This window comes from Vibrio cyclitrophicus (assembly GCA_023206055.1).
Lineage (GTDB): Bacteria > Pseudomonadota > Gammaproteobacteria > Enterobacterales > Vibrionaceae > Vibrio > Vibrio cyclitrophicus_A.
In genome coordinates, this window is the sequence record CP065367.1 from 593,869 (window position 1) to 614,153 (window position 20,285).

Here is a 20,285-nt window from a genome sequence, read left to right on the forward strand (position 1 = left end):
TCGCTCTCTCTGAGCCTACGATGACCATTGTCTATTCTGTTCAGCTTGGTTTTAGTTCGTACTTACTAGTTACTGTTCGCACTTACTATTTAGCGATGTAATTCAGGGTGATTTCACCCGTCTCTTCCGTTGCTTTTAATTCGTAAGATGTGTTTGAATCTGTGAGTGATACTTTTTGGCGAAGGTAGTTACGGCCACCGTGTTCGCGAACCACTTCGATATGAACCGTGTACTCGCCTTGTTCTAACGTTTCACCGCTGTCGCTCTTGCCATCCCAAACGAAACGGTACTGACCAGCAGGACGTGTTGCAGACGTCACAGCATCTACCAGTTCACGATCGTAACGGCCAACCTTTCTCCACCAGCTACGCAGATCCTTAAGCCATTCGTCTTTACCGACCCAAAGCTCGATGGTTTTCACTGACTTTCGTTCGCTATTCTCTACCCACACCGCCACATAAGGACGTGCATACATAGAGGTATCAATCTTTGGAAGCTCAAAGCTGACATCCAGTTTTGCCGCATCAGGAATCGCTTGTGCCATACCTAGGCTTGGCAAAAGAGATAAAGCAAGAAGCGCCTTGCTCCAGTTCATTTTTTTCATTTTTAACAACCTTTTAAATCCGTTTAACCATTAATTATTTCTTCAAGTCGATTCATCAAACTGATTCGTCAAGTCAAATAATGGTTAAGGTACGGCGACAAAATAGATAGCAAGTGAGATTGCAGACCCAAACACCGTCCATTTGATGGAGGTATTAAGCGTCTTTTTCTTAGGTAACAGTAAGCACACGCCAGTCAGCACAAAGAAGATCATCAGTAGCGCAGTGATATCGATAAACCATTTCCATACTTCACCGCTGTTTCGACCTTTGTGTAGATCGTTCAACAATGCGATAACACCGTAATTCGTGGTTTCGACTTCTACAAATTCAGACGTAACGTCAACAAAAACGGAAGCGTTGTAGCCTGGTCCTTTGAAGTCCATAGATACCTCACCGATGAGCAACTCACCGTCTTCGATCTCTGCATAGATGTCCAAACCAGAAGGAACGCCGGAAAGGTTAGCTTCTTCAAACAGAAACGTTTCGAAGGCTGTCTCGTCAGCTTTTAAACGTCCGTCTTGGATCGTAAATAAACTCGTGGGAAGCGTTAGCGTAGAGCGTTGGATATTGGGTTGGCTTGATTCAAATAACTCAGGTCGGTTCAGGGTGATACCTGTTACTGAGAAAAAAAGAACCACGAACAGAAGCGCCATAGAAATATAAACATGAAGTCGACGAGCCCATGACTGAACCGCCCTACTTTTTAACGACATACAAACCAATACCTATAAATTTTATGGCGACAATTTAGTTGATAATCATTCGTATTGGCATTCAATTTACATTGTTTACGTTTGCCGAGTGGCGTAAGGAAATTTACAAAACATTACATGGGAAGTAATCGAACTGTATGCATATTCTTGCTAACTTATATTCATGGCGCTTAAGCTGAAGGTCAACAAGAGCTAAAACAGCTGGGTTTAGCAACTTTAAGACAAAGGACGCAGTGTGCACAGATGAGTACTTACAAGGTTTTGCACTGAGATCACTATAGACATCATTGAGGTGTGTGTTCAGCGATTGATGAGATGTGGTTTAGAGCAGATTAAACTTATTGATTATAAATTAGGTACAGTTACACAAGTTTAAAAGGATTTTAAAATGCGTATTATTATTTTAGCTTTAGCCATGTTGGTGACGGCTTGTACCAGCCAAATAGCAAGCAAGCAAGACCGCATCCAAAAACACATTGGCTCAAACATAACCGATATACAAGCGCTGTACCTAACTGAACGTTCGCGCCCTATCAGTTTTTGGGAATCTCGAAACTATGCTTGGGTTGAGACTAAAAAGCCTTTAGATAATGGCAATACTTTGCATGCCTTTAAAGACCCGTATCGTGATTGCACTATAAACTGGATCGCTGATAAAAGTGGTGTGATTCAAAGTGCAATTCCAATCGGTACGATGTGCAATCCTTGAGCTTAGAACGTTCACGCTTAGAACTTAGTTTTGCTGTTTGCCTTCCCAGACAGTAAAGCGAGCAAAAGTTTAACGCAACATATCAAAAAGGGTGCCATTTGAACGTTCAAATGACACCCTTTTGCTTTTCTTATTCCTAGCTTCTATGTGCTGTCTCTTATCTTCTTTTTTAGCTATCAGCAGTTAGACATTTCCGTTGTCACTTACCGTTCTTAGCTGAGTCAGGTATTTAATCCAACCTTTTGCTTCAGAAGAAGGTTCAATGTTGTTCGCACGCTTCGCTTGTGCCAATGCGTTATCAAGGTTCTTTAACTTGTACCAAGAACGTACTTTCGCCAATGCGACATCGGCTTGCTTGTTCTTGTCTTTCACTTTATCCAAAACAACCAGAGCACGATCATAGTAACCTTGTTGAACCAGTAACTGAGCCACATTCCAATGATATTGCCTGTCTTTTTTCGACGCTAACGTCCACACTTCAATAGCACTGTCCCACTCTTTCGCTAACTGCCAGTAGGTTGCTTGCTCTGCTAGAAGTTGAACATCGCTATTCGCATCATCTAACTTAGCGATCTCTTGTGCTGCACGCTCTGGAATACCACGTTTAGCATAAAGCTGAGCCAGTAGTCGGCGGTCTGAGTTTTTTAGCTCTACACCTTGAAGATCAGCTAGTGCTAGTGTGTTCAATGCATCGCGGTTGCGCTCTAGTCTTAACTGAATGCCCACAAGTTGACGCCACCAGTTGTCTTTTTCTGGCTGAAGTTCAATCAGGCTTTCCAGTGTTGGAATAGATTGCTTCCACTGTTTTAACTGTAGTTGTGCACCCAGTTTTAGCGATAGAGGCGACAACTCTGGTTTTGCATTGAACTTGTCACGATTACCAATGGCTACTAGTACTTTTGACCAGTTCTCGATTTGGTATTCCGCTTGTGCAATTCGCATCCAAAGCACGTCTTTCTTTTCCGCCTCTGGTGCTGTTTTTACTAACTTGTAGTAATGTGGAAGCGCGTTTTTGAACTGCTGATCATTTAATAACAGATCAGCAAGCATACGCTTCGTTATCCAAGCTTGTTCATCCACCAGCAAATTGGTATCGACGGCGTATGTAAGCTGCTTAATCGCTTTATCGGTTTTGCCATCTTGCCAGTAAAACACACCCAACATACGAGCGACATACGCTTTGTCGTAGCCTTTAGAAAGCTCCAAACCTGCAAGTACGTCGATGGCCTGTTTAACCTGTTCATCTTGAGCAAGCTTATGCGCCTTTTGAACACGAATAGCAGTATATTGGGTCAGCTCTTGCGCTTGTGTTGTAAGGGGCATTAACAACAAGCCCACTAATATCCATATCTGTTTCATCATTTTGCCAACTTAAACTCTAGTTTCACGGTTTGACCAACCTGAGCTATCGCTTTTCCATCGACGACTTTCGGTTGATATTTCCATTTTTTAAGTGCTCTCATCGCTTCACGTTCAAACATACGACGTGGGTTTGCGTCAGTGACTTTAATGTCAATTGGGCGTCCCGTTTCATCGATGGTAAAAGACATAATCACATGGCCTTCAGCTCCACGCTTAAGTGCTTTCGCTGGGTAACGAGGCTCCACTCGGTACAAAGGCATTGCTTGTTGGTTTGACCCAAAATCAGAGAATGTCGGTGCGTTAATCGCTAGGCCATCAATGGATGTATTCAAATCCAATGAAGGCAGAGAAGACATCGAATTTAGAGGCGTAACTTCAGCTTGGAACTGAGATGTCTGCGCTTCCGGTGGCGGCTCTGGCATTTCTGGTTTTTCCGGAACTGCACGTTGTCTTCTTTGAACTTCTTGTTCTTGTTCCACCATCACCATGTTGAAACTCAACGTCTCGTTATCATCTGGTGAACGTTGGTGGCCATTATCGACCATCCAAGCCATGAAAGAAAACAGCGCTAAGCCCAATGCACCCGCTAGCGGTAAAGCAAGAAATAGGCGAATCATTTATGAAGATCCTCCAAGATCATCGCTTATCAGCAGCAAGCGCAATGTTTTTAACACCTGCACCTTTCGCAGCATCCATCACTTTAACAACGGTACCGTTGTAAGCGTGTTCATCCGCTTGAATAACTAAAGAAGCATCAGGTTGTTCTAACAACAAATGCTCTAACGTTGCTTGCACACGTTCAACATCAACAACACGTTTATCAATGAAAATGTCGTTTGCAGAAGTAATCGCAACAAAGATGCCTGCATCCTTTTGGCTTACTACGTTAGAAGCTTGTGGGCGATTGACTTCTACCCCTGATTCACGAACAAATGAACTGGTCACAATAAAGAAAATAAGCATGATAAAGACAATATCAAGCATCGAAGTAAGGTCTATTTGAGCCTCTTCGTTTTTAGAATGACGTCGACCGAGTCTCATCGTTGACTCCTTAAAGATTTTTCTAATTTCAATTCTAAGCGGTTACACACTTTTGCTAAACGAGCATGAACGAACATGCCCGCTAAAGCAGCAACCATGCCTGCCATGGTTGGCAGTGTTGCTAACGAGATACCTGAAGCCATCAATTTAGGGTCACTGCTACCTTGTGTCGCCATGACATCAAACACAGAGATCATACCGGTTACGGTACCTAACAAACCCAACATCGGACAAATAGCGACTAACAGCTTAATAAAATTTAAGTTTTGGTTAAGCAAGATACTCGCTTGCCCTAACCAACCTTCACGAATGGCTTTGGCATGCCAAGAAGAGTGATCTTCTCTTTCATGCCATTTCGCTATCCAAGCCTGGCGTTGCTTAGGAAAGTAGAACGCAAGATAAAGCACACGTTCTACCACAAGCACCCAATACACTAGGACGACAGCCGCTAGCCACCACAGGACGAAACCGCCCTGCTCCATAAAGCTTGATAAAGACAGCAGCCAGTCACTCGTTAACCAACTCGCTGGTAATAGAGAACCCGACAAAATATCCATTACGCAGCAGTCCCAACTGGTGAAACAACAGCGTTTGATTCAACGGTCTTTTCAGCCTGCTCAGCAACAAGACCAATACCTTGTTTCTCAAGAATGTTGCGAATGTTTTCTGCTTGAGTGCTAAGAATGTTGTGCGCCAATAGAAGAGGCATTGCCGCAACCAGACCAAGTACCGTAGTTACAAGTGCCATCGAAATACCACCCGCCATTACTTTAGGGTCGCCATTACCAAACTGTGTGATCACTTGGAATGTTTCGATCATGCCAGTTACTGTACCTAAAAGACCCAACATTGGTGCTAGTGCCGCCAATAGCTTGAGCATCGATAAGCCTTTCTCTAAGTGAGTCTGTTCATCAACAACCGCTTCTAAAAGTCGCAGCTCTAGAGCTTCAACCGTTTGGTTTTGTTCTTTGTTGTAAACCGCAAGAACACGGCCTAGTGGGTTATCACCCGCTTGCTCAGGGTTCTTAAGTTGCGCACGGATTTTCTGGCGTGCGATAGCTAGTGAAACACCACGAACCAATGCGATGATTAGACCAATAGCCAATAAGCCAAGAATCACTTTACCAACCACACCACCCGCTTGTAGACGGTCAGTTAGGCTTGGCGTCAGTGCTAATTGCTCTAGCATGAACCCGCGAGAAGGATCGACAACGACATTAGATACGTCACCATTCGCAAGTGAAGAAAGTGACGCTAACGTTGGACCATTTGATGGCTGTTTCAGATACGCAATTGCATCTTCACGCTGAGTGTTCCAGCTAACATAGCCTTGGTCTGTTACTAGGCCAATTGAACCTAAACGATAAGCGTCGACAGACTGTGTGTTGCCTTCGCCATTGATGAATGCAATTTGAGATTTGCTAAGCTCTGAGCTTGCTTGGATCTGTTCCACCATGCTCATCCACAAACCAGAAAGTTGTGGCATTGATGGCAGTGATTTAGCATCGATAATTTGGTCAACGGTCGCTGTGTGCTCAGCGCGATCAACGCTGTTTACTGTTGAACTAAGCTCTGCGCCTAGTTCTTTCGCGTTTTGACGAACGACACCGAACAACTCACCAAGGCTACCCGTTTCTAAACGCAGTTTTTCTTCTAAACGAGCAAGCTTGTTCTCGTTGTCGCTGAAGGTTTGAGTAAGAACGTCTGTCGCGTTTTGAACCGATGTACGTTTCGCTTCAAGTTCTGATTTGATCGCTTTAAGCTCTTGCTCAGTCTTTTTAAAGTCAGCTTCACGAACTACGTTATGAGAAGCTTGAGTACGGTTCTCTGATTTTGCTTTGTTAACGAGCTGAGCCGTTGAATCGGAAGCTGAGAAAGCAGAAAATGAAAGTGATGTAATACAAAGCAATGCTGCTAATGGTTTTAAGTTCATTACTTAACCTCCGCAACAGTTAAAGAAACAGGTAAAGTAATCAAGCTTGGGGCTGCTTGTTGGTCAGCAATATCGTACGCTTTATCTAGCTCTGACTTCATAGAAGAATCAAGTTCTTGCCATTGAGCTTCTGTTTGATTCCAAGCCCAGTATTGGCTGCCATTTAGGTTACGAGCAACTAAAGAGATACGACCTAAGTGCAGAACATCTGCCTCGATCGTTTTATCACTCGCCAATGCGACACGACCTTGGTACACACCTAGCTTGATGCCGTAGTCCATCTCGATTTGGTATGCCTCTAGGATGCGACGGTATTTCTCTGCATCACTCACGTCAGCACGAGTCATCATTGTTTGTAGCTTTTCAACTCTTTCTAGACGCTGCTCTTTCTTAATCGGCACGTCTTTCTCTACTAACTGCTGAAGACCGTCGATCATTTGATACATCAATGGCACGACACCTTGTCGTGTGTATTTGATTTCTTCGATCTGCTCTTCAATGCTTTGAGCTTCTTGGTTTTGGCTCTCGACTAATGCAGCAAGGTGATCGTGATAGATTTCTAGGTTTTTCACTTCTTCTTGCAGACGCTCAATCTCAGCTTGCAGCATTAAAGTCGCTTGTGAGCTTTTATCAATAACCTTTTGGCTCGAAGCCGACGCGTTATTGGTCTTGTTTTGAATTGATTGAGCTTGATCCAAGCTGTTTGCCATAGAAGACGTTGCAACCAAACTGATGGCAAGCGCTAGGCTAGTTTTTAAAAGATTCATAATTGTAGTCATTTACTGTAGAAGAAGGTCAAATGAATTTTATTGATAAGCACTCTCATTATCATTAAAAGTCACTCGCATTACTAGGGATATTTTTACTGAATAGCGGAATCACGAAAGGGGAAAGTCGAAACTTGCCCCTTAGTATTTAGGCTAACAATAGTACCCTACTAACAAATTAGTATTTTACCTGTAAAGTCGCCATGTAGTTACGGCCTTCGCCAACAACTACGCTGCTTGTACTGCCACCTTCTAGGTAATCTGTATCAAACAAGTTTTCTACGTTGAAGCGAGCAACGAAATCTAGTTTGTCATCGTACTTAATCGTATGTGAAACACCCATATCTACGCGAGTGTAAGCATCTTTCTTAAAAGTATTAGCGCTTTCTGTGTAACGCTCACCTACATGGTAAACACCTAGATTTACATCAGTGCCATTGTTAAACGCATAAGTAGACCAAATGCTTGCTGTAAATTCAGGTACGTCTGCCGGTGTTTTACCTTCTAATTCAGGGTCGTTTTTGTATTCCGCATCAAGGAACATAGTCGATGCACTTAAAGACAATGCGTTAGTCAGGTAACCGGTCGCAGCTAATTCAACACCTGTGTGAACCTGTTCACCAGCCTGCGTTGTACGAGTATCTGCACCGTTGTTGTTAGCAGGGTCGATATCTTCTGTTACTTGGATATTTGATTGAGTGATCTGGAAAACTGCACCAGATACGAATAAACGTTCATCAAATAATTCCCATTTTGTACCTACTTCATACAAAGTACCTTTCTTAGCATCTTGAGACTGGCCGAAGTTAGCATCATCTTGGTCAGTGATTTCACCAACAGGTTCAAAACTTTCAGAATAAACAGTATAGATAGAACCATTTTCAGCAGGTGAATAAATCACACCAAGTTTAGGTAAAACATTATTGAAGCTTTCTTCTTTACCTGAACTACTGATTGTTTTGTCGTAGGCAAAGCGTGCGCCAGCAAGTACTTGCCATTGCTCATTAAGCGTTACTAGATCTTGTAGGTAGAAACCATAGTGCTTGCTTTCTGAATGAGATAGCGAGTCATCGTTATGGTAGCTAATATCTGAAGGCATATCGAAGCCATTACCACAAGCCGTTACCGCTTCCGCTTCAGTTGCGCTTGAACATGCGTAATCTTGTGAGTAAAGCTGTTTATAGTCGTAGTGGAGGCCGTTAACGCCAACAAGTACTCTATGATTTACGCCCAGAGCATCAAAGTCACCAGTAAAATCAACATAGGCAGTATCGAAAGTCCATTCATCATGACGATCCGATACTTTGTAGCCGTATTCACTATTTGATGAGTTGAAGTCGACTTCATTGTCAGATTCTGTACGTTGACGCTCATAAAACTGACGACTAACACCTGATTTAACAGACCATGTGTCATTTAGGTTTGCAGTTACTGCAACACCATAGTTTGCTACATCATTATCTGTTTGAGCAAAACGTTGATCAGTCACGGTATTAGGATCGACAACTTTACCTGTCGTGGTATCTATTTCAGAACCATTATCTAGATCGCCTAGTTCTTGTGTTCTGTCGTAGTGTAAAGAAAGCATCACATCATCGTTAATGTCGTAATCAACAAACAGACCACCAACGAAACGTTCTGTTTGTACATCCGTACCATCGAAACGTGTGCGATAAGAATCTTGATTCTCTTGCGATATGATAGCTCGTGCTCGTAATGTTTGAGCTTCATTTAGCGAGCCACTCACATCCGCAACAGTACGCGTATAATTGTCAGAACCGATATCTTGGCTAACAGATACTTGTGTTTCATATGTTGGTTTTTTCGACACCATGTTAACTAGGCCACCAGGTGTTGATTCGCCGTAAAGAAGACCAGCAGGCCCCTTCAACACTTCAACACGCTCTAGTAGTTCAACAGGTTGGCGGTAATGAGACCAGTGTTGAACGCCATCACGTAAGTAACTAGAGCCACTGTCTAGTTCAAAACCACGTAGGTTAAAACGCTCACGGTTTGTAGATTTAGAACCGGCAGAGATAGACGCGTCGTTCTTTAGAACTTCACCTAACGTGCTAGCACGCTGTTCATCGATGATTTGCTCATCGATTACTGAAACTTGTCCCGGAGTCTCTAATTGAGTCGCCTCCATGCGCATTGCTGTTGTATTTGTGTCGGCTTTGTAACCGTAGTCACGACCTTCAACAACCATATGCTCGTCTGTTTTTGCTGTTTCTGCCAATACTGCTGGTGAAGCTAATACTGCGCCGATCACTAAAGCCAATGGGCTCTTTGAAAACATGTCCTTTACTCCGTTTTTATTCTTTTAGACGAGCACTTTGTTATTTATTCGATGTGCTCGCTGAACCGTTTCCGGTACCACTGAATTATTCCGAGGGAGAATATAAGTGATAACTATTACCATTTGCATTAAATTTACATTCTTTGCATTCGTAAAGGTTTGTAAAGGCATGTCGTTGCGTAATCTTTATAAAGTTAGATAAAACCGATTCAATACAAACATTTAGAGAGCATTTAAGCGAAAAAATGGTTATCGCCGTCAAATCTTTTGAAACAGCGTTATTGGCTCGGTCTATTTATGAAGTGCAGATTGATAAGAAAATCATCTCTTCTTATTTATTACCTTTGAAACGACAGCTTTATGTATAAAACCCTCGATAAATGTAAATTTATGGTGAATTATTTTGTTTTATTTTGTTTACTTGCCGGAATTATCAGTGATTTTGATCACATCTATAATTCCAAACTCATTTTTTGTTTTTCGATTTGAACAACCGACTGCTAATCTCCTGCTCACTTTGAAAAGGTATCAAAGTTATACATAATAAGGAGTGTTCTAAATGAATACCAAGAAACCTATGTCTCTGACTGGTCGAGTAATCCTCGGTATGGTCGTAGGTATATTAACGGGATTTGCCATTCAATCCCTTTTTGCAGACAGCGGATTTGTTAACAACTACATCGTTAACGGACTCTTTGAAGTAGGCGGACAAATCTTTGTCGCCAGTTTAAAAATGCTTGTTGTGCCACTAGTCTTCGTTTCACTAGTGTGCGGTACAAGCTCTCTTAAAGACTTATCAACTCTTGGCCGTATGGGTGGCAAAACGCTTGCACTTTATATCGGTACTACAGCCGTTGCCATCACTCTAGCACTCTCTATTGGTAACCTGTTCCAACCTGGAGCTGGTGCCGATCTTACTGCTGCGAGCTCTTTCAAATCAGCTGATGCCCCTTCTCTGGGCCAAGTAATCATCGACATGTTCCCAACCAACCCTATTCAGGCGATGGCTGAGGGCAAAACGTTACAAGTTATCGTATTTGCAGTGTTGTTTGGTATCGCAATCAGTGCGGCGGGTAAACCCGGAGAACGTATCGCTGCCGTTTTCTCTGATCTAAACGAAGTGATCATGAAGCTAGTTGCGCTACTAATGAACCTTGCTCCTTACGGCGTGTTCTTCTTAATGGCAAAACTGTTCTCTGGCCTTGGCTTGGGTGCGATTTGGAACCTAGCAGAATACTTCTTAGTACTTGCAGGTACCCTACTGTTACACGGCTTGGTGACTTACAGCGCAATGCTTAAAGGATTCACAGGCCTTAGCCCAATCACGTTCCTACGTAAGATGGAAGATGCAATCATGTTTGCATTCTCAACAGCATCTTCAAACGCAACGATTCCAGTAACAATGGAAACCGCGAAAAACCGCATGGGCGTAGACAACAAAGTGGCGTCTTTCACAGTACCACTAGGTGCGACTGTGAACATGGACGGTACTGCTATCATGCAAGGTGTTGCGACAGCGTTTATCGCGCAAGCGTACAACATTGACCTATCAATGGGTGATTACCTAATGGTTATCCTAACGGCGACACTGGCGTCTGTAGGTACTGCAGGTGTTCCTGGTGTGGGTCTTGTTATGCTAGCGATGGTATTGAACCAAGTTGGTCTACCGCTTGAAGGTATCGCTCTAATCATGGGTGTTGACCGTCTTCTTGATATGATTCGTACCGCTGTAAACATCACAGGTGATAGTGCCGTATCTATCATCGTTGCTAAGTCTGAAGGCGCTCTAGACGAGTCTCGCTTCAACGACCCAGCAGCAGGTGAGAAAGAAGAAGAAGTTAAGCTAGCTCGCCAACAGGCATAATCTCGCTTATCTGACGCTCTTGCCTTCGAGCTAAGGTGTAATTAATGGCTACACCTTAACTCAAAAAAGCGCATAAACAGAAACGCCACTGCAGATGCAGTGGCGTTTTTTTATTGAGTATCGTTTTTGAATTCGTATTCGGTATTAACTATCTCTAGAAAAAGTACTTAAGTTAATCGCCGATTGGAAACATCAAATTCACCCTCAGTCCCCCACTTTCTCTATTCTCAGCAGTGACATGTCCATTCATCACACCCATCGCTTCCTTAACAATCGCAAGGCCTAGACCGTAACCACCAGACTGTTTGTCTCGGGCTGATTCTATTCGTGTAAACGGGTCGAATATACCTGCAATCTTGTTATCAGGAATACCATCACCATCATCTTCTACAGATATGACACTGTAACGTTTATCTAATAGCTGTTCGTACGTTGTCACGACAACATGAGCGTTCTCACCCGCGTATTTAATGGCATTACCGACCAAGTTACCAATGACTCGAAGCAGTAGCCTCTCATCAACGTTCACCATTGATGTCGGTGTCTCTAGAGAGCCAATCAAAGTTTGATTCGGTTTTAAATCGTTTTGCATCTGTGCGATCAACATCGAACAATAGTGCTCAAGGTGCATAAAGCTTAACTTGGAGTCATAACGAGAGGTTTCTAAGCGGCTGAATTCAAGTATCTCACCCACCAGCTTGTTCATCTCTTCTGTTTCACTTTCCATTCGTTCTAGCAAACCAATACTTTTATCATCAACCTTTCTGCGCAGCAGGTGTAGTGCGAGGTTTTGCCTTGCTAATGGCGTTCTTAACTCATGTGACACATCACGAATCAAACGACGTTGTTTTTCAGCCAGAGATTTAATCTCAGAGGTCATATGATCAAAGTCCACTGCGAGTTCATTAAACTCTCGTGTGTTGGATTTCAATTCAGAGACGACTTGTACCGAGAAGTCACCTTCCGCTAAACGTCGACTCGCTTCTCGCAAACGATCCAAAGGTTGTTGTAGCCTACGCGCCATAATTAAAGAGAACAAAGACAGGATGATAAAAGCGATGAATACCTTCATCAAAGACGAGTACAAACCAAACGACTTTGCGGGATGGAACCGGTGCGGCAATTGAATAACCAAGCTATTACTATTTTCTAGAGGTAGGCCAAAGATCGGCCGATTCACAACGGCATCCAATTGATGATCTAACGTTCTTAAGAAACGTAACTTGAACTCAAAGTGAGGATGCATGTGTCGATGTGTCAGCGGATGATTATCTTTGTCTAAAACAAATAAATAATACTGCTGAGCATTGGCCCAATCAGCCAGCTCATCCATGTCGCCATCTTCGATTAATACATTGGCTTGATAAGCGAGGTCCAACATTTCTTGTTTAACAGAATCAGGCACCTTGAGTAATGCCTTCATCAACGCCTTCTCTGCAACGGCTTGAAAAATGAAGATACTGACAAGGATAATCGTCAAATATGAGAAAAGTTGGAATGTTAGTCCATCTTTGCGCTTAGCAATGAAATCTGGGCAGCGTATCAACTTTATACTCATGCACCTACCGACTCTAGATAACTGTAACCTTTACCACGAACGGTTTTAATATGTTGCTTAGACAAACCAGCCTGAACAAGCTTTCTGCGTATATTACTGATATGCATATCTAAATTTCGATCGAAAGGACACAGTTCTTTCTTGAGCACATGGATTTGCAGATCAGATTTGGATACAACAATACCGTCATTTTTGACCAAATAGTCAAGCAAGTCTTTTTCAGTACCGGTTAATGGCAAACGAGAGAGTTGCTCGCACAAGCCTTGATTTGATGAAGCCATTGACTGTCTTTGACGCTCAAACCCAACTCGTCGCAAGATCACTTTAATCCGAGTTAGAAGTTCAGGTACATTGAAAGGCTTTGCGATGTACTGATCTGCACCCGCTTGATAGCCATCTAGCATAGAGGCATCGTCATTAAGCGCGGTTAGCATAAGGATAGGAGTAGCAAAACGCTGACAAATACGTCTTGCTACTTGAAAGCCACTTAAATTGGGGAGCATCACATCGAGTAAAACCAAATCAACAGGATTCGATTGAATAAACTCTAGAGCGGACTCACCGCAATGAACAGTATCAACGAGATACCCCTCATTTTCTAACACTTCACCCAATAATTCACACAACTGAATATCATCATCAACAACTAAAACGCGCGACATCATACAAACCGATAAATAATAATAGTTTGCATTTTAATTATCGTTATTATTGATTTCAATTATAAAATGAGAGATTAACCCTAAAGAAGGAAATCTTTTTCAATCGGTACAAATTTTGAGGCAGAATCGATAAGATTTTGAGCAGTTAATCCCGGAACACCGTACACCTCGACAGGCTTACCAAAACGTTCCTTGATTCGCTCTACGAGGATTTCAAAATCACCGTCTCCAGATACCAGAACGATCGTATCAACCGTTTCCGCAAGTTCTATAGCATCCAAAGCGATGCCTACATCCCAGTCACCTTTTGCACTGCCGTCTCGGCGTTGGATAAATGGTTTCAGTTTCACGTTAAAGCCGACACCGCGAAGGATATGGTGAAATTGGCGCTGTTTAGGATCTTGGCTAGAGATTGCGTAAGCATTAGCGGCAACAACGTTACGCCCTTCCGTGGCAACATACCAAAACTGGTTATAGTCGAAGTTAGAACGGTATTTATCGCGTGTCGTGTAGTAAACGTTCTGGACGTCGACCAAAATTGCTATGTTTTCCATAAATTCATACCTTTAGATTTTCCGTATACCCTATTCTATTCAATTGTAAAATGCGAGTCGCTTTACTCAATAAAAAGTGAACCTGTCGGCTATCGTTAACGTAAATTTAATTATATTTAGTGGTGACCTAAGCACCTTTGGCGTAAACCTAACTATGCTTAATGTAAGTCGATTTGTTCTGCGGCTCTATGGCGCCTTGGTTCGTGAGCTTCATTCACGTCACAACTGAATCGTACTCAGGCTTAGCGAATTAAAAGGAGGTTGGCTATGTTACACCGACAAACACACAAATCGTACATGAGTATGGACGTAACCAAAGCGGCACAAACAACCAATCGCTCGAGCGTTTGTTCCTTTGTATTAAAGTTTCTTACCATCAGCACGGTGTTAATTATGAGCTTAACCATCAAATCGGTACTCGCTTACCCAGCTTATTCTCATTCCAGTCCGCTGCCACACCGAAGCGTCATTTATTTCGCGCCAACAGAAGACTCCGTGGTCAAAGAGTTTCTTAATGAAGTCTTAGTCAACAACTGTCAACTGGACGAACGAGATGTAGTTATCATGGTTATTGCAGAGAGTGGCTACACCGTACCCACTTGGTTAGAAGAAGAGTTCAACTTAGAGGCTGTAACCAGCGTTTATGAGATCCCAAAAGGGTCACACACCGCGGTATTGATTGGTAAAGATGGAAAAGAGAAGCACAGATGGAATGGCAAGACAGATTGGCAGAAAATCACCAATATCATCGACGAAATGCCAATGCGCCAACAAGAAATGCAGCGACAAAGTAGCCGCTGCAGTATTTAACTCTATACAAATCGATTAAATGTGACTCGGTTACTTGTTAAACCAATCGAGTTTTTCATGAAGCTGAGCCACGCTGCCAACAACGATCAAAGCCGGGCTTTTAGCGACACTCGCAAGGTTAGCTAAGTCACTCAATCCACCTCGATACACCTTCTGTTCTTGGCGAGTACCGTTTTCGATAATCGCTACAGGCATGTCTGCTCGCATACCATTATCGAGTAGATTCTTCTGAATATTCGGACTCTCTTTTAACCCCATGTAGAACACGATCGTGTGATTGTGTTGAGCAAGAGATTGCCAGTCGATATCTTCGCCATCTTTCTTTAAGTGGCCGGTAATAAACTGGACGCTTTGCGCGTGGTCACGATGAGTCAACGGAATACCCGCATAAGCCGTAGCACCAGCCGCTGCAGTGATACCAGGAATGACTTCAAATTTCACATCATTTTCAGCCAGAGTTTCACACTCTTCCCCGCCACGCCCAAAGATAAACGAGTCACCACCTTTCAGGCGTACTACATGTTTATTCTCTTGTGCTTTGGTGACCAATAATTGGTTGATCTGATCTTGCGGTACGCAGTGATGATCAAGCTTTTTACCCACATACAGCATTTCTGCTTCTGGGTTAGCCATCGCTAAGATATCTTTTGATACCAAGCGGTCATAAACCAACACGTCTGCTTGTTGAATCACTCGTGCGGCTTTTAGTGTAAGTAAGTCTGGGTCGCCCGGACCTGCACCTACCAATGAAACAAATCCTTTGTTTACTTCTTTAACATTCGATGACGATACTTCTGACATGCTGCGCTCCGAAGGTTTGCTTGTTTTATCTCAAGCTTCAATCTATGTGATAAGTCACTGTATTCATGATGACTTATCCAAATCCTTAACCCTTAGACTATCAGGTGTTGATATAAATATTCAGTTTAAATACTAACGAAGATAGAAGTAATTATAACAAAACAGTCTATTGCGAGTAATTTGCGCAATGATATAAGGGCTTTCGAACTAAAAAAGCCCCAAACACTTTGTTGGGGCTTTCAATCTCATACTAAATTACGTTTGACCGTATTCAGAATTACTTAGCGCCTAGAGAAGGAGCTGTTTTAGCGTGAGTTAGGTATAGAGGAACACATGTCATTAGTAGACCACCAACGATGTTACCTAGGATTGTTGGGATAAGGTTGAAGTTCAACCATGTCGCGATACCGAAGTCAGCGCCAAGAATCATACCCAGTGGGAATAGGAACATGTTTACTACTGTGTGCTCAAATACTAGTGCGAAGAAGATGAAGATTGGGAACCACATCATTGCTACACGGCCAGATACAGTGCGCGCTGTCATGTTACCAATCACACCTAGACATACCATTAGGTTACAGAAGATACCGCGTACGAAACACGTGATCCATCCGTCCATACCCATGTTTTCAAAACCTAAGCTACGGCCTGTAGAAACAGCAATGAACTTTTGAGCAACAGCGTTTGGCTCTAGAGAGAAGTTACCTGTTAATGAAACAGCCACTAAGAAAGCAACAATCAAAGAACCAATAAGGTTACCAAGACCAACAATACCCCAACAACGTAGGATACGACCCCAAGTGATGCCTGGGCGGTTGTCGAATTTAGCTAAAGGAGCAAGACCGAAAACGCCAGTGACTAGGTCGTAACCCATAACACTTAGAATGACGAAACCAACCGGGAACACTAATGCGCCAACAAGGCCAATGCCTGTTTGTACCATTGCGGTAATAGCGACAACAACCGCTAAAGAAAGAATAATACCAGCCATAGTGCTTCGAATCAGAAGATCGCGAGTACTTGTTTTCGTTTTCGCTTCACCCACATCAATCATCGTTTGAACGAATTCAGCTGGTTTGTAATCAGGAGACATAATGTTGTCCTTAAAAAAGTAAAATTAAAAGTTAAAATTGGATAGGAAAAGGCTCTAGTTGCCGAGTTAAGGCAATATCGAGAACTAGAACCCTTGAACTATCAAATCTTACTCATCCAAAGATTAAGCAGAGATTTCTACAGCACCTTTGGTAACACGAGCTTTGTACGCTTTCACGTTGAAGTTCTCGTCTTCCATGCACGCACCTGTTGTCAGATTAAAGCGTTGCTTCTTAAGCGGACTTGCCACCCAAAGCTCTTCTTTGTGCTCTACAATCAGACCACGTGATAACACGTTAGACTGGAAGTAAGGGTCTGTATTACTAATCGCGAATACTTCTTCAGCTTTGGTTGGGCGAAAGACAGCTACTTGCTCACCACCAACCAATGCACAAACACCTGTACCTGGAATAATGTCTTCGATCTTACAAACTTTGGTAAATGCCATGGTGTCGTCTCCCAATTAAACCAGTTCAACGTGAAGGATATCGCCCTTCGCTTCAGGGTGTTTCTCAGTGAATGTCGCTGGACGATGTTGTTCACGGCCATCATCAACAAACACAACGTTTTCATCACGGTCATCAGCATTGATGAAGTGTGCAAAGCGTTTAAGTTGAGCTTCGTCGTTGATTGTATCTGTCCATTCACAAGCAAAGTTATCAACCAAGCCTGCAATGTCAGTTTCAAGCTGGTCATTGATGCCAAGCTTGTTGTCTACAATCACTTCACGTAGGTAATCAACACCACCTTCTAGGTTGTCCATCCATACCGAAGTACGTTGCAGTGGAGCAGCCGTGCGGATGTAGAACATCATGAAACGGTCGATGTATTTGATCAGCGTTTCTTGGTCTAGGTCGCTTGCTAGCAGATCTGCGTGACGAGGCTTCATACCACCGTTACCACACACATACATGTTCCAACCCGCGTCAGTTGCGATGATACCTAAGTCTTTACCTTGAGCTTCAGCACACTCACGAGTACAGCCAGACACACCAAACTTCATCTTATGAGGAGTACGGATGCCTTTGTAGCGGTTCTCGATCATCACGCCTAGGCCAACTGAATCTTGAACGCCGTAACGACACCAAGTTGAACCTACACATGTTTTCGCCATACGAAGTGCTTTTGCGTAAGCTTGACCCGTTTCGTAGCCTGCTGCGATTAACTTCTTCCAGATTGCTGGTAAGTCATCTTTTTGAGCACCGAACAGACCAATACGTTGTGCACCCGTGATCTTGGTGTACAGGTTGTATTCAGCAGCAACATCAGCAAGAACGCTTAGTGCTTGAGGCGTTACTTCACCACCCGCCATACGAGGGATAACAGAGTAAGTACCGTCTTTTTGCATGTTACCTAGGAAGTTATCATTGGTATCGTGCAGCTTCACTAGCTCAGGCTTAAGGATGTGTTCACCCCAGCAAGAAGCAAGGATAGAACCCGCTAGAGGCTTACATACTTCACAGCCGTAGCCTTTACCGTATTTCTCTAATAGCTCATCGAACGTTTTGATTTCTTCAATGCGAATTAGGTGGAAAAGCTCTTGGCGAGAGTAAGCAAAGTGCTCACACACGTCGTTCTTCACTTCAACACCGGCCTTAGCAAGTTCAGCGTTAAGTACTGAAGTCACTAGTGGAATACAACCACCACAACCAGTACCTGCACCTGTTACGGCTTTGATATCACCGATGGTGTGGTGACCTTCAGCAACCGCTTGAGCGATCTTGCCTTTCGTTACATCGAAGCAAGAACAGATAACAGCAGTTTCCGGTAAAGAATCCGCACCAAGTGTTGGCTTTTCAGCACCCGCGTGAGCAGGAAGAATTAGAGCATCTGGGTGTTCTGGTAGGTCGATTTCGTTCAACATTAGTTGTAGAAGATCGCCGTAGTCAGAGGTATCACCAACCATTACCGCACCAAGAAGCTTCTTGTTGTCTTCAGAAACGATTAGGCGCTTGTAAACTTCTTGCTCTTCGTTTTGGTAAACGTAGCTCTTACAACCAGGAGTACGACCATTCGCATCACCGATAGAGCCTACTTTCACGCCTAAAAGTTTAAGCTTCGCAGACATATCAGCACCTTCAAATGTGCTTTCGTTGCCAACAACGTGGTCAACCGCGACCGTCGCCATTTTGTAACCAGGAGCGACTAGGCCATAGAATGTTTGATTCCAAGACGCACACTCACCGATTGCGTAGATATCTTTGTCTGTCGTTTGACAGTGATCGTTAATCTCGATACCGCCACGAGGTGCAATGCCTAAGCCCATTTGACGAGCAAGTTTGTCTTGAGGGCGAATACCAGCAGAGAATACGATGAAATCAGTTTCTAGCTCAGTGCCATCAGCAAAGCGCATTACGTTACGAGCTTCAGTGCCTTCAGGAGCAATCTCAAGCGTGTTCTTACTTGTATGTACGTTAACGCCCATACGTTCGATTTTTTGACGAAGTTGGTTACCACCAGCTAGGTCAAGTTGCTCAGCCATTAGCTTAGGAGCAAACTCAACAACGTGTGTTGTCACGCCAAGTGCTTTTAGTGCGCCTGCCGCTTCAAGACCAAGTAGGCCGCCACCAACAACAACACCAGACTTTGAGTTCTTGGCCGTTGCTTCGATAGCTTTCAGATCTTCGATTGTACGGTAAACGAAACAGTCTTTACCTTCGTTGCCTTTAATTGGCGGTACAAATGGGAAAGAACCTGTAGCAAGGATAAGTTTGTCGTATTGAATTTCGCGACCAGTGCTTGAGTAAACTGTTTTCTTTTCACGGTTAACGTTAATTGCACGTTCGCCGATCAGCATATTGATGCCGTGTTTCTCGTAGAAGCCTTCTTTAACTAAAGAAAGTTCGTCTGCAGTGTGGTGTGAAAAATAAGAAGAAAGGTGTACACGGTCATAGGCTACACGCGGCTCTTCACAGAACACCGTGATGTCCATGTTTGCAACATCTGTCTTCTCGACTAAATCTTCGATATAACGATGGCCTACCATCCCGTTACCGATTACGACTAGCTTCATCTTGCTCATAAGAATTCCTGAAGGTTATATATTTCTTAACTGAGCGAATAATGAATTATGAAAGAAAATGAAAATATGATGTAAATCAATTACGAAATCGAACTACCCGAAAGGGGTAGGACAAAAGAGGTAGATGTGGTTAATTTTGATGCAAAGCAAACGAATAACCGTAGCTTTCATAAGGTTTAGAGGCGATTTATATACAATTTCACGCACTACAAAGTGTGTTGTAATGTTTCACAACAGATTAGCAATAACGTAAGTAAATGACAATCATTTTCATTTACAGTCATAAAAGTGTAATAACTCATGAAAGCGTTACAGGAACATGAGTAACTATGTATAAATGTGAAGAACTTAATGCCTAAAACCTCAGTCTGCATACTCGTCGAGCTGTCTATTTTATTCACAAACAGCACACCCGATTAACAGTTAGTTTGGCAGACACGTAAATGGAAGAGTTTGATTCAAGTTTTATCTCAAACCAGTCCTACTCCGGCCA

Annotated in this window: 19 protein-coding genes; 3 read left to right on the forward strand and 16 right to left on the reverse strand. The window is 43.1% G+C overall.

Annotated features, from left to right (window positions below):
* Positions 1–85 precede the first annotated feature (85 nt).
* Positions 86–604, reverse strand: coding sequence for a DUF2271 domain-containing protein (locus ITG09_18325; protein UPR54902.1), 519 nt, complete (start codon positions 602–604; stop codon positions 86–88).
* 84 nt (positions 605–688) lie between these two features.
* Positions 689–1,318 carry a PepSY-associated TM helix domain-containing protein gene (locus ITG09_18330; GenBank protein ID UPR54903.1) on the reverse strand — a complete coding sequence of 210 codons (630 nt, stop codon included), beginning with the start codon at positions 1,316–1,318 and terminating at the stop codon, positions 689–691.
* 388 nt (positions 1,319–1,706) lie between these two features.
* On the opposite strand from ITG09_18330, the gene ITG09_18335 reads away from it, so the two are divergent.
* The gene (locus ITG09_18335; GenBank protein ID UPR54904.1) at positions 1,707–2,027 is read left to right on the forward strand and encodes a hypothetical protein; all 321 of its coding nucleotides are present in this window, start codon (positions 1,707–1,709) and stop codon (positions 2,025–2,027) included.
* Positions 2,028–2,210: 183 nt separating this feature from the next.
* On the opposite strand, the gene ITG09_18340 is transcribed toward ITG09_18335, so the two are convergent.
* The 7 genes from ITG09_18340 to ITG09_18370 form a co-directional block, all read right to left on the reverse strand.
* Positions 2,211–3,389, reverse strand: coding sequence for a hypothetical protein (locus tag ITG09_18340; GenBank protein UPR54905.1), 1,179 nt, complete (start codon positions 3,387–3,389; stop codon positions 2,211–2,213).
* Positions 3,386–4,006 (reverse strand): energy transducer TonB, encoded by a 621-nt coding sequence (locus tag ITG09_18345; GenBank protein UPR54906.1) that lies wholly within the window; start codon positions 4,004–4,006, stop codon positions 3,386–3,388. Before ITG09_18345 ends, ITG09_18340 begins: the two co-directional genes overlap by 4 nt.
* Positions 4,007–4,025: 19 nt before the next feature.
* Positions 4,026–4,430, reverse strand: coding sequence for a biopolymer transporter ExbD (locus tag ITG09_18350; GenBank protein ID UPR54907.1), 405 nt, complete (start codon positions 4,428–4,430; stop codon positions 4,026–4,028).
* Positions 4,427–4,987 carry a MotA/TolQ/ExbB proton channel family protein gene (locus ITG09_18355; GenBank protein ID UPR54908.1) on the reverse strand — a complete coding sequence of 187 codons (561 nt, stop codon included), beginning with the start codon at positions 4,985–4,987 and terminating at the stop codon, positions 4,427–4,429. Before ITG09_18355 ends, ITG09_18350 begins: the two co-directional genes overlap by 4 nt.
* Positions 4,987–6,363 (reverse strand): MotA/TolQ/ExbB proton channel family protein, encoded by a 1,377-nt coding sequence (locus ITG09_18360; GenBank protein UPR54909.1) that lies wholly within the window; start codon positions 6,361–6,363, stop codon positions 4,987–4,989. Before ITG09_18360 ends, ITG09_18355 begins: the two co-directional genes overlap by 1 nt.
* Complete coding sequence (locus ITG09_18365; protein ID UPR54910.1) at positions 6,363–7,130, reverse strand: DUF3450 domain-containing protein; 768 nt, start codon at positions 7,128–7,130, stop codon at positions 6,363–6,365. The genes ITG09_18360 and ITG09_18365 overlap by 1 nt, the downstream gene beginning before the upstream one ends.
* Before the next feature lie 178 nt (positions 7,131–7,308).
* Positions 7,309–9,429 carry a TonB-dependent receptor gene (locus tag ITG09_18370; protein ID UPR54911.1) on the reverse strand — a complete coding sequence of 707 codons (2,121 nt, stop codon included), beginning with the start codon at positions 9,427–9,429 and terminating at the stop codon, positions 7,309–7,311.
* A 559-nt stretch (positions 9,430–9,988) separates the two neighbouring features.
* Here ITG09_18370 and ITG09_18375 point away from each other — a divergent pair.
* Positions 9,989–11,293 carry a dicarboxylate/amino acid:cation symporter gene (locus ITG09_18375; protein UPR54912.1) on the forward strand — a complete coding sequence of 435 codons (1,305 nt, stop codon included), beginning with the start codon at positions 9,989–9,991 and terminating at the stop codon, positions 11,291–11,293.
* A gap of 172 nt (positions 11,294–11,465) precedes the next feature.
* Here ITG09_18375 and ITG09_18380 read toward each other — a convergent pair whose 3' ends face one another.
* The 3 genes from ITG09_18380 to ITG09_18390 form a co-directional block, all read right to left on the reverse strand.
* Complete coding sequence (locus ITG09_18380; GenBank protein UPR54913.1) at positions 11,466–12,851, reverse strand: histidine kinase sensor domain-containing protein; 1,386 nt, start codon at positions 12,849–12,851, stop codon at positions 11,466–11,468.
* Positions 12,848–13,513, reverse strand: a complete 666-nt coding sequence (locus tag ITG09_18385; GenBank protein ID UPR55207.1) for a response regulator transcription factor — start codon at positions 13,511–13,513, stop codon at positions 12,848–12,850. The genes ITG09_18380 and ITG09_18385 overlap by 4 nt, the downstream gene beginning before the upstream one ends.
* Positions 13,514–13,593: 80 nt before the next feature.
* On the reverse strand, positions 13,594–14,067 hold the full coding sequence (locus tag ITG09_18390; protein UPR54914.1) for an NYN domain-containing protein: 474 nt from the start codon (positions 14,065–14,067) through the stop codon (positions 13,594–13,596).
* A gap of 267 nt (positions 14,068–14,334) precedes the next feature.
* On the opposite strand from ITG09_18390, the gene ITG09_18395 reads away from it, so the two are divergent.
* Positions 14,335–14,877 carry a DUF4174 domain-containing protein gene (locus ITG09_18395; GenBank protein ID UPR54915.1) on the forward strand — a complete coding sequence of 181 codons (543 nt, stop codon included), beginning with the start codon at positions 14,335–14,337 and terminating at the stop codon, positions 14,875–14,877.
* Between the two features lie 30 nt (positions 14,878–14,907).
* Here the strand turns inward: ITG09_18395 and cobA are convergent, their stop codons facing one another.
* The 4 genes from cobA to ITG09_18415 form a co-directional block, all read right to left on the reverse strand.
* Positions 14,908–15,678, reverse strand: coding sequence for a uroporphyrinogen-III C-methyltransferase (cobA, locus tag ITG09_18400; GenBank protein UPR54916.1), 771 nt, complete (start codon positions 15,676–15,678; stop codon positions 14,908–14,910).
* A 277-nt stretch (positions 15,679–15,955) separates the two neighbouring features.
* Positions 15,956–16,771 (reverse strand): formate/nitrite transporter family protein, encoded by an 816-nt coding sequence (locus ITG09_18405; GenBank protein UPR54917.1) that lies wholly within the window; start codon positions 16,769–16,771, stop codon positions 15,956–15,958.
* A gap of 123 nt (positions 16,772–16,894) precedes the next feature.
* Entirely contained in the window at positions 16,895–17,218 is a 324-nt protein-coding gene (gene nirD, locus ITG09_18410) for a nitrite reductase small subunit NirD (protein ID UPR54918.1), read from the reverse strand.
* 15 nt (positions 17,219–17,233) lie between these two features.
* Complete coding sequence (locus ITG09_18415; protein ID UPR54919.1) at positions 17,234–19,792, reverse strand: nitrite reductase large subunit; 2,559 nt, start codon at positions 19,790–19,792, stop codon at positions 17,234–17,236.
* Positions 19,793–20,285: the final 493 nt, after the last annotated feature.

Bases quoted from the DNA above. Each gene is read 5' to 3' on its own strand.
- ITG09_18345 (UPR54906.1), bottom strand. From the start codon at position 4,006: ATGATTCGCCTATTTCTTGCTTTACCGCTAGCGGGTGCATTGGGCTTA.
- ITG09_18365 (UPR54910.1), bottom strand. From the start codon at position 7,130: ATGAATCTTTTAAAAACTAGCCTAGCGCTTGCCATCAGTTTGGTTGCA.
- ITG09_18360 (UPR54909.1), bottom strand. From the start codon at position 6,363: ATGAACTTAAAACCATTAGCAGCATTGCTTTGTATTACATCACTTTCA.
- ITG09_18405 (UPR54917.1), bottom strand. From the start codon at position 16,771: ATGTCTCCTGATTACAAACCAGCTGAATTCGTTCAAACGATGATTGAT.
- ITG09_18395 (UPR54915.1), top strand. From the start codon at position 14,335: ATGTTACACCGACAAACACACAAATCGTACATGAGTATGGACGTAACC.
- ITG09_18375 (UPR54912.1), top strand. From the start codon at position 9,989: ATGAATACCAAGAAACCTATGTCTCTGACTGGTCGAGTAATCCTCGGT.
- ITG09_18340 (UPR54905.1), bottom strand. From the start codon at position 3,389: ATGATGAAACAGATATGGATATTAGTGGGCTTGTTGTTAATGCCCCTT.
- cobA (UPR54916.1), bottom strand. From the start codon at position 15,678: ATGTCAGAAGTATCGTCATCGAATGTTAAAGAAGTAAACAAAGGATTT.
- ITG09_18380 (UPR54913.1), bottom strand. From the start codon at position 12,851: ATGAGTATAAAGTTGATACGCTGCCCAGATTTCATTGCTAAGCGCAAA.
- ITG09_18370 (UPR54911.1), bottom strand. From the start codon at position 9,429: ATGTTTTCAAAGAGCCCATTGGCTTTAGTGATCGGCGCAGTATTAGCT.
- ITG09_18330 (UPR54903.1), bottom strand. From the start codon at position 1,318: ATGTCGTTAAAAAGTAGGGCGGTTCAGTCATGGGCTCGTCGACTTCAT.
- ITG09_18355 (UPR54908.1), bottom strand. From the start codon at position 4,987: ATGGATATTTTGTCGGGTTCTCTATTACCAGCGAGTTGGTTAACGAGT.
- nirD (UPR54918.1), bottom strand. From the start codon at position 17,218: ATGGCATTTACCAAAGTTTGTAAGATCGAAGACATTATTCCAGGTACA.
- ITG09_18350 (UPR54907.1), bottom strand. From the start codon at position 4,430: ATGAGACTCGGTCGACGTCATTCTAAAAACGAAGAGGCTCAAATAGAC.
- ITG09_18385 (UPR55207.1), bottom strand. From the start codon at position 13,513: ATGTCGCGCGTTTTAGTTGTTGATGATGATATTCAGTTGTGTGAATTA.
- ITG09_18390 (UPR54914.1), bottom strand. From the start codon at position 14,067: ATGGAAAACATAGCAATTTTGGTCGACGTCCAGAACGTTTACTACACG.
- ITG09_18325 (UPR54902.1), bottom strand. From the start codon at position 604: ATGAAAAAAATGAACTGGAGCAAGGCGCTTCTTGCTTTATCTCTTTTG.
- ITG09_18335 (UPR54904.1), top strand. From the start codon at position 1,707: ATGCGTATTATTATTTTAGCTTTAGCCATGTTGGTGACGGCTTGTACC.
- ITG09_18415 (UPR54919.1), bottom strand. From the start codon at position 19,792: ATGAGCAAGATGAAGCTAGTCGTAATCGGTAACGGGATGGTAGGCCAT.